At 63.3% G+C, this 12,365-nt stretch carries 5 protein-coding genes and 1 pseudogene; all 6 read right to left on the bottom strand.

Translation table 11 applies throughout. From position 1 onward, the window contains the following. Positions 1–18: 18 nt before the first annotated feature. Positions 19–2,808 (bottom strand): helicase-related protein, encoded by a 2,790-nt coding sequence (locus IB242_RS07895; RefSeq protein WP_192277926.1) that lies wholly within the window; start codon positions 2,806–2,808, stop codon positions 19–21. Between the two features lie 6 nt (positions 2,809–2,814). Next, on the bottom strand, positions 2,815–8,088 hold the full coding sequence (locus tag IB242_RS07890) for a DEAD/DEAH box helicase (RefSeq protein ID WP_192277924.1): 5,274 nt from the start codon (positions 8,086–8,088) through the stop codon (positions 2,815–2,817). 134 nt (positions 8,089–8,222) lie between these two features. Beyond that, complete coding sequence (locus tag IB242_RS07885) at positions 8,223–8,531, bottom strand: type II toxin-antitoxin system RelE/ParE family toxin (RefSeq protein WP_192277922.1); 309 nt, start codon at positions 8,529–8,531, stop codon at positions 8,223–8,225. A 6-nt stretch (positions 8,532–8,537) separates the two neighbouring features. Continuing rightward, entirely contained in the window at positions 8,538–8,801 is a 264-nt protein-coding gene (locus tag IB242_RS07880) for a YlcI/YnfO family protein (protein ID WP_192277920.1), read from the bottom strand. Between the two features lie 321 nt (positions 8,802–9,122). Continuing rightward, a pseudogene (locus IB242_RS07875) lies at positions 9,123–10,058 on the bottom strand (TerC family protein); the annotation flags it as partial. A 485-nt stretch (positions 10,059–10,543) separates the two neighbouring features. Continuing rightward, complete coding sequence (locus IB242_RS07870; protein WP_192277916.1) at positions 10,544–11,836, bottom strand: adenylosuccinate synthase; 1,293 nt, start codon at positions 11,834–11,836, stop codon at positions 10,544–10,546. Positions 11,837–12,365 lie beyond the last annotated feature (529 nt).

Genomic DNA, 12,365 nt, shown 5'->3' with positions numbered 1-12,365 from the left:
TCTTCTCCAGGCCGAGGCTTATAGCGAGTCAGGCAGCAGCACGTACACGCCCATCACATCGACCGGCAGGCAGGGGCTGACGCTGTACTGGCCGACGTCACGGGTGGCCTCGCGCACGCGCTGGTGGTCGGCCAGCAGGGCATCAGCCCGCTGCCGAGCCAGCACTTGCAGTTGCTGCGGGTGCGCGGCGAGGAAATCGAGCGCGATGCGGATTTCGCGCTGTGCCGCCTCTGGCGGCAGGTTGCCGCTGGGCGCGCATTCGAGCAGGCGACTCACGCCGTCGTCAGCCAGCCATTGAGGAGCGTTGCGGCCCTGCACCGCCAGGGCAACGGTTTCCTCCGCCATCATCTGGAAGGGTTCGCGACGGCGTACGTAGCTGAGCTGGTGGCGCAGGCGCAGCAGGTAGAGGGTGGTGACGACCTCCACGTCATTGGTAAGAGTGGCAGCACAGCGGGCGGCCAGCGGACGTTCGCCTCCAAGTGCGTCTTCCAGCAGATGCTGAGCCAGCAGGCCAACCAGCGGGTGACTGCGATGCAGTTCGCTGAAGTCGATGAGCTGGGGTTTGTCGATGCCCTCGTCGGCTAAGCGTTGGCGCAGGGCTTCGGGGAGGTGATGCGGCAAGAAGCGTGCAGTCTGCTTGCGGCCGATTTCCAACGGCGCCCCCAAGCGCACGCAAGCGCTTTGCAGAAAGCGCGACACGTCAGCCTGGGTGCCCAAGGCCTGCTGCTGTTTGTGCCATTCGGGCAGCACCTCGTCTGGCTTGATGCGACGCTGGGCGAACACGGTGCGATTGGCCTTGACTTTTTCCAGCGCGTCGCGCCATTGGGCTTGCAGAGGAGCGAGCAATTGCTCCGGCTCACCGAAGTCGAATGCGACCTGCGGCGATGCGGTGCGACTGTCGCTGCGTTTCATCAATGCCGCCTTGACCAAGGCGGCATTGATGCGGGCTTCATCCTCGGGTATGGGAACGAGTACGCCGAGCTCCTTCTGAATGGCCTCGCCCTTCTTGAGGATGACGTTGAGCACGAAGCCATCCACCGGGTTGTCTTGCCCGTAGAGCATGGTGCAGCGCACTTCATCGGCCTGCTGACCGAAACGATCGACGCGGCCTTCGCGCTGTTCGTGGCGAGTGGGGTTCCAGGCCAGGTCGTAGTGGACGACAGCGGTGAACAGGTGTTGCAGGTTGATGCCTTCGGAGAGGCAGTCGGTGGCGACCAGGATGCGTTGCTCGGCATCCTCCAGCTCATCCACACGCTCTCGACGCTCTTCGGGGGTGAGTTCGCCAGTGACGGCATCGACGGTGGCCTTGGGGAAAGCGGCCTTGAGGTGTTCGGCCACGTAATGAGCGGTGGCGATGTAGCGACAGAACACCACCGGGTGGTAGCCATCCTTCACAAGAAGGTCAATATGCCGGAGGAGCGCAGCCAGCTTTGGATCACCGGCCTTACCGGAAAGACGTTGCGCGTCGGCGATCAGGGCTTGCAGGCGCGGCGCAGCGTCCTGCACCTGGGCAGGCGGCTCCAGATCACTACCGGAGAGGTCATCGGCCTCGCCATCGTGCAGGCGCTCATCGCCGAGAAGCGCCTCATCCGGCACAGTGCCTTCCAGCCGTGTAGTCAACGCCTTGACGGCGGCTGCGGGCGACGATGCCACGCAGCGCAACAATGCCAGGGTGGCGTACCAGATGAGGCGCGCGCCGCCTTGCTGTTCTTGCTGCTCAACGGTTTCAGCCAGTTCGCGGCAGTAATCCTGCACGGCGTCGAAGAGCGCGCCCCATTCGCCGCTGAGCTGGTAGGTAAGCTCGGTTTTCATGCGGCGGGGAAAACCTCGTCCGTCATGGGTCTCGGCCTGCCATTCAACGATGTCCTTGCGACGGCGCTGGACGAAGTGGCGGGCCAGTTCCTGACGCAGCGGGTCGGAGGCTGTCATGCGGCCTTGTAATGCGGCAAAACGTGGATCGAGCAGCGACAGCAAGTTGTAGAAGGCGGTTTCGTCACCAGAGTGAGGGGTGGCGGTCAGCAGAATCAGGTGTCGCTGCGCGTCACGGGCAAGGCGTTGCAGCAACTCGAAGCGCAATTGCTTACCTGCGCCGCTGCTGGCGCAGGTGTGGGCCTCGTCAACGATGATGCATTCGGGGGCGGTAGCGAGAAACTGTTCGCGGTGGCGTTCGCTCTTGATGTAGTCCAGGCTGATGACCACCACGGGATGATGGTCGAACAGGCGCACTCCATGCGGAAGATCACGTTCGATGCGGGAGGCCGAAGACGAAGTCAACGCCACGGCCTGAAGGTTGAAGCGGGTCTCCAACTCACTTTGCCACTGCTCGACAAGGTGTGGCGGGCAGAGAATGGCCAGGCGGGCGATTTCGCCACGGTCCATGAGCTCTCGTGCGATCAGGCCGGCTTCGATAGTCTTGCCGATGCCAACGTCATCAGCGATCAGCAGGCGCACAGTGGACAGGCGCAGTGCCATCAGCAACGGCACAAGTTGGTAGCCGCGAGGCTCCACCGCGATATTGCCAAAGGAGCGGAACGGGCCGGCGCCTGCGCGCAGGGTCAGGCGCAAGGCATCGCGTAGCAACAGCGCGGCGGCATGGTTGCCGGCGCGTGCAGGATCGGGCCAGTCGAAGGTGGCAGGTTCGACGGGATGCAGTTCCAACTCGGGGATCAGGGCGATGCTTTCGTCATCGGCGCCGCTCAATGGGCGCAGGCGCAGCCAGTCGCGGCGGGAGTCGCTCTGCACCACCCATTCGCGGCCTCGGGCTCGCACCAGGTTGCCGGGTAGAAAGTCGTGTTCGAGGATCGTCATGCGCCTTTATTCCTTGGAACCGAACACATCGGCGTGCGCGGCGAATTGTTGTGACCAGCGTGAAGCGTCCGAAAAATCGAGCACCTGCCAGCCTTTGTCCTGCAATAAACTGGCGGTCTGCTCATCCACCGCGGACAGAAACACCAAAGCACGAGACGCCTTGTACTGGGCCGCCGCAGTGGCTGCGCCATTGTTGACGGACACGTTGACCGCATCAGGTTGCACGGCCCCTGCCTGGCTGAGCGCGAACAGCCAGGCGTCGAGTGGCTCGTCTGCCAAGGTCGTTGCTGCAACGGTGGCAGGGATGCATTCCACAGGCTGTACCTGGGCATTGGCCAGCGCGGCCAGCAGCTTGAGCGCATCCGCATTGCGGCGGTTGATGTGTTCGTGATCCGGCTGATTGAAGTAGGACAGCAGGCACTGATAGCAGCCGGCTTCGCACTGATGATTGCCAAGTGCATCGGTCTGTTCCAGCGACGGCAGATCGTCCAGCGTCCAAATGCCGCTCTGCGGTTTGCGATAGTGAATCAGTTGCAGGGCATTGCTGGCGACAAGTGCAAGGTCGTCGCGATTGTTTGCCAGGCGAGTGAGCACACCCGCACCGCCTTCCGCCGCTTCGTAGAACAGCAAGGCACGGCGCTCGTCGGACTTCGGCAGTGGCTCGACCACCAGTTCGGATTCCTCGATCTGGAAGGTCATTTCGATGCCGCGCTTGAGCGCGGCCTGCAAAGTGGCCATGGCCTCCAGTGACAGGGCATGTACGGGAGCGAAGATCAGCAGATTGCGATGATCTTCCACAAAAGGAACGATGCGCTGGTTGGGCACCTTCTCCAGCAAAGCATCGTCGCCGCCCTGGTCGTCTTCCGCATCCGGTGCGTCCTGCTTGCTCCAGGTGCCCGTGATGGGGTTGATGTAGAAGCCCAGTTGCTCCTTGTCTTTGCGCCTGCGCCAGCCGCGATTGATGCGCCAGATTTGCGCAGCGGGCGCGTAGGTGAGCTCGCCTAGCACGTCCTCACCTTGTTGGATCGTGGCCTTCTGCCGCTGGATACGGCCATCGGGGCCGGGTAGAAAGCGGTAGGTGGTTTGCAGCTCGAAGCCCTGACGCTGGCGTTCCTCGTCGTTGATGGAGATGCGCTCGGTGGCCACGGTCTCCACGGTTTCGATGCGGTAGAGCTCGCGCACCCAATCGTGCTCGGTGAGCAAGGCGTCGCAGTTCTCGCAGCGATTGACCAGCGGCTGTTCGCCGCCCGGCTCGCCGAGATGGCCGTAGCCGCATTGGCTGCACACCAACGAGGCAATGGTGGCCAACTGGCTGTTGCCGGAAATGTGGTCTGTATTGCCTACGTTGAGTTTGGCACGCACCACGCGGTACATGCGGCCCTGGTGATAAATGAGGCTGCGGGGGCCAAATTCGGACAGGGCCAGGAAGCGCGGCCGGCTGACCATGCTGCCTTCGTCATCCTTGCCATTGACGGCCTGGCCGCCACGGGCGGGAATCCAGGCCATCAGCGGTAGGCGCGGGAAGTTGTAGCCTGGCAGGAAGCCTTGGCTGGCCAAGTAGCGATAGGTATAGAAATCATTGTTCTGGCCGTTGCCGGACTTGAGCAATACGGCGTACTGGCGCGCGGCGTCGCCGTAGCGGCGCTGGGCATTTTGGCGTTCCGTATGCGAGGCGGTATGGCTCTTGACGATGCGATCAGCCATATCCATCTGTTGGCGGGTGGCATCGAACAGCACGCGCCAGCGCTCCAGCGCCCCAGAGAACGCTTGCGCCGCGTTGTCGATGACCTGGCGCACATAGTCAGGAGTGAACCAGGCGCTGCCTTCAAGCTCGCCCTCAAGCTGGTCTATGACCCGTCCGGCACTGGCCAAGGCACGCTGCTGGGCAGCCTGCGCCCGCAGTGCTTCGTGCAAGGGCTGTTTCAGTGGTTTACCGGGCTGGTCGAGATCCAGCATGGGCGCAATGCTGTCGCTCAGTGGCACCTGGGTACTGGCAAGCCAGACCGCTTGCAGGTGGCTGTCGATGAGATCACGATTGCTCAGATCGAGGGTTGGCGCGCGCACGACGCCATGCACCATCTGCTCGGCATTGTGGAAGAACCACTGGTCATGCGGACTGAGCGCCGCGCAATAGGTGATGACCAGCGCCTGCTGACCCGAGCGACCCGCACGGCCGCTGCGCTGGGCGTAGTTGGCGGGGGTCGGCGGCACATTGCGCAGGTACACGGTGTTGAGCGCGGAGATATCCACGCCAAGCTCCATCGTGGGGGAGCAGAACATCACCGGCAGACGTTCCAACGGCGCTTCGTGGGCCGGGTTCTGCGCCCAGTCCTGCCTGTCTTTTTCGGTGTAGCGAAAACGCTGCTCCAGCAGTTGCCGGCGTGGCGCATCCACCTGGGCTGTGTGTTCCTGGGCCTCGAAGTCGAACAGCGGATGCGAGGGCTGACGCAGCAGGTCGGCAATGCCGAGATACAGGGTGCGGAAATACTGGTTGATTCGATTGCTATCAGTTTGCGGCTGATCGGCAATCAGGCACCAGTCCAGGGCAGCCGCGTTCAGGCGCCAGCCTGCGAGCTGGGCGTCGATAGGTTGGCGCTGCACATAACCATAGTCCTTGGCGGATTCCAGCAGCGCTTCGATCAGCTTAGCCCACTCGACATCTTTCCACTGCGCGACCTCGCTGGCGCAGGCGCTGTCGCGCCAGAAGGCGGCCGTCTTTATTTGCCGTAGCAGACGGGAGCGTGGACCACCTGTCACCAAGTCGGTGCGCGGCTTGCCCTTGTATTCCGGACGCTTGCCGAGGATGAGATAGCGGCCGGTATCGAGTTTCTCGTCTGGAGCGAAGGCCCAACGTTCATTCAGGTAGGTGTGGGCGCTGGTGCGTGCCTTGTCCTGCTCAACCGGGTCGAGGTAACGACTTTCCAAGCACAGATGGCGGCGCAAGGCGTCGAACAGTAATTCGAACAGAACTGTCCGTTGCACTGCCGTCAATTTGGTCAAGGTGCTGTTTGCAGCAAAGATACTGGCGTCAGCGCAAAAGGCATCTAGGTCTCGATACCGAATCTGCAACAGGCCGAGTTGATCCAGATTCGGATTATTGAAACGCCAGCCACGCCGCAGATCACGCAGTAGCCGGTAGGCGATGATGAAGCGCAATGTGCGTTGCGCTTCTTGTCGGGCCAGTCCCATGAGCTTGGGGGTGCGCAGATACTCCACCAAGGTCGCTTCATCGACCCCTTGAAAGCCGAGGGCCTTGAATACGCTTTCGGCCAAGTGTTCTTCATCGAGTTGGCCGCCGCTGCCCTGTAGTGCACCGATCAAGCCGGCACGCAGCGTCAGCAGGAAAATGAAGTCGTTGAAATGTCCCGCCTGCAGAGCGGCATCCTGGCGGTTGTCGGTAAACCCAAGCAACTTGCGTGGGTCAGGCTGCCCTGGCGCAGGTTCGGAAAGTGCGAACAATTGCTGCAAGGCCGCCAGGGCAATCATGGTAGTGGCCGAAGAGCGGCCTTCGCCGGACAGACTGGAGAGGCGGTTGGCATCCTTGCCGTGGGCTTCGTGTGTCGTGCCGCAGTTCAGGCAGAAGCGGAACTTTCCTGTAATGAACCAGAACTCCGTCCCCGAGCCCGTTTGCCCTTTGGCATCGACCGTGACCATATAGGGAACGGCATTCTTGTAGGCTGGCCTGATTTTGGGTTCGCTACGGCTGAGGTCGATCCAGGTTTCCGGCAGGTCTTCGAGCAGGCCGCCGTATTGCTGCCCGGGCACCAGAGGACACAGGAAGCCATAGCTGGCGTCGTCTTCTGCCGCGATATCGTCGATTTCACGTGAGCTGAAGCCGACCGGTTGCTGTGCGTGCCAGACAGGTAGGTACTCCTGGCCGCAATCGCGGCAGAAGTGCGTCGGGTAAAGCAGCACATTCTCTTGCTGTCGCCCCGGCGCGAAACGCTGAGCATCGAGCGTGACATGGCGCTTACCTCGCGCCTCCAGCGTGGTGAGTACCTTGCCGGGACCGCTGATGAACTGGTGCAGCTTGAACGCGAAAGGCGGCCTGCCCTGGGGCGTGCGCACATCATGGGCAGCCACTAGGAAGCGCTGCAGGGCGGTGCGAGCGGCTTCAGGCTGGCAACCCGCGTCTTCGGCGAGACGGAGACTGGCCTCTTCCAACATCATGGGTCTCGCCCGCCTAGGAGGCTCGTCGGCAGGTAGTTCGATACCCAGGTTCAACTCCACCCAGATGGATAACGGATCATTGCGAAAGGCGTCGAAGTCAGCCCAGATATCCTGCTTTCGCGTGATGGCCGCCGGTAGTTCTGTGCGGATGGCGTTGACGTCCTTGAGCGGGTTGGTGACGCGCTCCAAGGTCTCGCCGATGACGTCATGCTCGCTGATCTGGGTGCCAAAAAGTTTGCTAGCCACATCGGCCACCACGCGGTTGCGGTCGGCTTGGCTACCTGTGCTGGACATGGTGGCCGACGTGCCGATGCAGACCAGCTGCTCGGCTTTCAAGCGCTCTCGCAGGCGCCGCACTAGCAAGGCAACGTCCGCCCCTTGACGGCCACGATAGGTATGCAACTCATCCAGCACCAGGAACTCAAGTCCCTCGCAGTGTTCCACCACACGCCGATCCACTTCGTCGAAGCGCGTGAGGATGTACTCCAGCATCATGAAGTTAGTGAGCAGGATATCGGGCGGGTCATCCGCGATGGCGCTGCGTTCCGCCTTGCTTTCCTGGCCGGTGTAGCGCTTGACGGTGAAGGGACGAAGCTCTGGCGCATAGCCATGCAGAAACTTGTCGAGTTCTTCCAACTGGCTGTTGGCCAGAGCATTCATCGGATAGATGACAATGGCCCTGGTACGTGCTTTGCCATCGGATTGCTTGGCCTTGAGTATGCGGTCGATGATCGGGATGAAAAAGGACAGGGACTTCCCCGACCCCGTTCCGGTCGTGACCACATAGCTTTGGCGTTCCTGGCCTTTGGCCAAGGCTTCCATCTGGTGTTTGTAAAGATGCAGGGGTTCTGGCGAACCTTCAGACTTCCCGACCTGGAAGATCTCTGCGCAGGCAGCATGCAAGACCCCCTGTGCCGCCAGGTTCTGCACCGTGCCTTGGCGTTGGTAATTCGGGTTGATCTGCACCAGCGGCTCAGGCCAATAGCGACCTTGCACATATTGATGTTCGACCTCGGCTTGGATATCAGGCGCAGCGATGCGAACGAAACTGCGGGAAAAGCTGCCGTATCGTTCGATGAGCTGGTCGCGGAATTGGAAAACGTTATCCATAAATGCCCCCTACTAATCCATACTCGGCAAATCGCCAGAACGATTGCGTGGCAGGAAGTGCTTTCGAAATAACTACAAGAGCGAACGATGAAAGCTCGCACATATCGAGCCCAGGTAAAAATCCGCCCCCCCCCTTACAGACCGTCACTCTCGTGCTGTTGCCTGACAGCAAGCGCGGTTACCTGCTGCCCTCCCTCGATCTCGTATAGCAGCACATATCCGCCGTCGCGGCCTCCTACGGTGAGTTCCCGCAGGAATGGGTTACTCGCGTTTGCCTTACGACAACTTAGTGGCGCTATCTTGAGAAGCTCAATAGTTTCGAGAGTTGTCTGAAGAGCACTCTCAGCCGCAGTGAAATCGCCTTCGGCACTTTGTAGCAGCCAGTCGTAAAGGCGTGCGAGGTCTTCGCGGGCTTCCTGAGTGAAGCGGACGGTGAATGCCACGTTGGCTTAGCCCTTGCGTGCCCTGTCCAACTGGGCCTGTAGGTCAGCCAGGACATCCTTGGCATCGATGTAGTGACCTGACGCCTTGGCGCTGTCGCGCGATACCAGCCCACGGGCGATGAAAGCCGCCTGCTGCTGCCGCTGCTGCACTTGGGCACGCACGGACTGTTCGACAAAGCTGGACAGGCTTTCGCCCTCCAGCAGTACGGCTTCCGCGGCCTCGCGCAAGGCTGGATCGACACGAAGGGATGGAAGCGTGGCAGTCTTCATAGGACACAAAATGCGTTGCAATTGCGATGCATCATCGCAAGGCGCTACATGCCGTTCAAGCCACCCGGTCCTCCTCTGGGCTGCGTATTCACTAGTCGCAAATTGCGGATACTCCCTCCGGAACAGACCAACAAAGAAGCCCCGCTTTCACGGGGCTTCTTCGAGCAGCGGGGCAAGCCCCGTTCTACCGGCATTGGATCGAGCGAGTGGATTCGGCGTCGCGTTTTCCGATCAGCGGCGTTCGTCGCCGCGCGCCTCCGGCACGCCCTGCTCCGCACCACCGGCGTCACCCGGCGGCAAGGCAGACACACCCTCCTTCACCGGCCGCAGCAGGCTCAGCGCGATCGTCGCGCCGATGGTGGCCACCACCACGCCGAGCGAGACGGCGATCGGCACCTTGTACAGGTCCACCAGCAGCATCTTGCCGCCGATGAAGATCAGCACCAGGGCCAGGCCGTAGGGCAGCAGGTGGAAGCGGTCGGCCATGCCCTGCAGCAAGAAGAACATCGCGCGCAGGCCCAGCACCGCGAACACGTTGGAGGTGAGGACGATGAACGGGTCGCTGGTGATGGCGAAGATGGCGGGGATGGAATCGACCGCGAAGATCACGTCGGTGATGCCGATCATTACGATCACGATGAACAGCGGGGTGTACAGCCGCCTACCATCGCGCAGCACCGACAGCGCACTGCCTTCGTAGCCGCGCGTCATCGGCACGTGGCGGGTGATCCAGCGCAACAGCGGGTTGGTTTCCAGGTCCGGCTCCTTGCCGGCGGCCAGCAGCATCTTGACGCCGGTCAGCAGCAGGAACACGCCGAACAGGTAGAGGATCCAGTGGAAGTGCGCCAGCAGCATGGCACCGGCCAGGATCAGGATGGCGCGCAGCACCACTGCGATGATGATGCCGATCACCAGCACGCGCTGGCGCTGCACTTCCGGCACGGCGAAGTAGCCGAAGATCATCAGGAACACGAAGATGTTGTCGACCGCCAGCGATTTCTCGACCAGGTAGCCGGTGAGGAACTCCATGCCGATGCGGCCACCGGCCTCCGGCCCCAGCTGCTGGCCGGTGTACCACCACAGCCACAGGTTGAAGACCAGCGCCAGCGCCACCCAGGCCAGGCTCCAGCAGGCGGCCTCGCGGAAGGTCACGCGGTGCGGCCCGCCATGGCGCATCCAGACCAGGTCCACCAGCAGGGCCACGATGACGAGCACCGTGAAGATGCCCCACAGCAGGGGCGTACCTATCGTTTCCATCCATCACTCCGGTTGTCGGGTGCTTCGCGAACGGCAGCGGGCATGGTCCGGAGGTCCGGAAGGGGGCCACGCTTCGCCGTCATGGGCGAAGGTCTGACTCACAGGCCGCCTGGCCTGCCGCGGCGCCGGGGCCGATGGCCCGTAATGACGACGTCCGCGCGCGGAGCTACTCCCCTTCAGGCGCGCATCCTAGCGGATCCTGAGCCTCTGTGGTGAAACGCTGCGGCGGCGGCGTGGCAGGCGGTGGCGAGCGGCCGAGCGGCGTGTCCTTGTCCGGTCCCGCGATGTTCGCGGCGTGGAGGCTGGGGGCGCATCGGGATTGCGGGCGCAGGCGCGTGTTGCGCTCGCGTGCGATGGTGATGAGCAGCCGGGGCGAGCCCTGCTCTACAGGCGGTCGCGAAACGGGAGGCCTGAACGAAGAAGCCCCGCTTTCGCGGGGCTTCTTCGAGCAGCGGGGCGAGCCCCGCTCTACGGATCGCGATGGATCAGGCGAACGGGTCCTGCAGCACCATCGTGTGGTCGCGGTCCGGGCCGGTGGAGACGATGCTGATCGGGCAGCCGGCCAGTTCTTCCAGCGCGCGCAGGTAGGCGCGGGCCGCCGGCGGCAGCTTGTCCCACTCGGTGATGCCGTGGGTGTTCTCGCTCCAGCCCGGGAATTCCAGGTAGACCGGAGTGATCTCGTCCCAGCCCTGGGCGTCCAGCGGGGCGTACTCGGTGCGCTTGCCGCGGTATTCGTAGGCGATGCAGATCTTCAGCTTCTCCATGCCGTCGAGCACGTCGAGCTTGGTGATGCACAGGCCGGAGATGCCGTTGATGGCCACGCCACGCTTCAGCGCGACGATGTCCATCCAGCCGCAGCGGCGCGGACGGCCGGTGGAGGCGCCGTACTCGGCACCGCGGTCGCGGATGCCCTGGCCGATCTCGTCGTCCAGCTCGGTCGGGAACGGGCCGCCGCCGACGCGGGTAGCGTAGGCCTTGGCGATGCCCAGCACGTAGTCGATGGCATCCGCGCCCACGCCGGTGCCGGCCAGTGCGCCGCCGACGGTGGTGTTGGAGCTGGTGACGTACGGATAGGTGCCGTGGTCGATGTCCAGCAGGGCGCCCTGCGCGCCTTCGAACAGGATGCGCTTGCCCTGCTTGCGCAGGTCGTGGCAGATGCCGGCCACGTCGGACTTCATCGGCTGCACGTACTCGCCGAAGGCCAGCGCCTCGTCGTAGGTCTTCTGGTAGTCCACCGCCTCGACGCCCAGGTACTTGGTGAGCACGAAGTTGTGGTAATCCAGCGCGGCCTTGAGCTTCTCGGCCAGCTGGTCGGGGTAATGCAGGTCGGCGATGCGGATGCCGCGACGCGCCACCTTGTCTTCGTAGGCCGGGCCGATGCCGCGGCCGGTGGTGCCGATGGCCTTGCCGCCGGCGGCCTTCTCGCGGGCCTGATCCAGGGCGATATGGTACGGCATGATCAGCGGCGCGGCCGGGCTGATCTTCAGGCGGCTGCGCACTTCCACGCCGGCCGCTTCCAGCTCGCCGATCTCCTTGATCAGGGCGGCCGGGGAAATCACCACGCCATTGCCGATCAGGCACAGCGCGTCGTCGCGCAGGATGCCGGACGGGATCAGGTGCAGGACGGTCTTCTTGCCATTGATGACCAGGGTGTGGCCGGCGTTGTGGCCGCCCTGGAAGCGCACGACGGCACCGATCTCTTCGGTGAGCAGATCGACGATCTTGCCCTTGCCTTCATCGCCCCACTGGGCGCCGATCACGACAACAGACTGACCCATGACGGGTAACTCCTCTTTGCTGCGGCCATCGGGGCCGCGGGATTGGGGCCATGCCGGGGATCGTCGCCCTGCCCTGGCGAAGCGCCATCGGGGCGCTTCGGGCATCGCGGGAGCCCAGACACGGAAAAAGCCGGGCGGGTGTGCTTCAGGCGAAGCGGCCCCGACCGGCTTTTGCGGATTATCCGGGTTTCGGGTGGCGGGGGCCACCCTGCGTCCGGTGGACGTGGGCGGGGCGTTCAGCACGGTGGAGATGGGGCGACGGTTGGGACGGGCAGGCAGCGCTACGCGGGCGGCCGCCCTGCCGCCCTGCCGCCGGGTGCCCGGTGCCACCTTGCCCGCAGGCAGATGCGCTTTGTAGGAGCGGGCTTTGCTTGCACCCCTTTCCGGGGGACCGCGACTGCCATCTGCCGGTGTGTGCGGAACCTTGGCATGGCGGTCGCGGCTGGGGCCGCTCCTACAGGGGTGGCGGCGCGTGAGGGGTCGCCAGTGCCGGTTGGCTGCGTCCTTGCAGGAGCGGGCTTTGCTTGCC

Origin of the sequence: Xanthomonas sp. XNM01, assembly GCF_014851915.1 — a bacterium.
Taxonomy (GTDB): domain Bacteria; phylum Pseudomonadota; class Gammaproteobacteria; order Xanthomonadales; family Xanthomonadaceae; genus Pseudoxanthomonas.
This window is presented reverse-complemented; position numbering and strand designations above follow the sequence as displayed.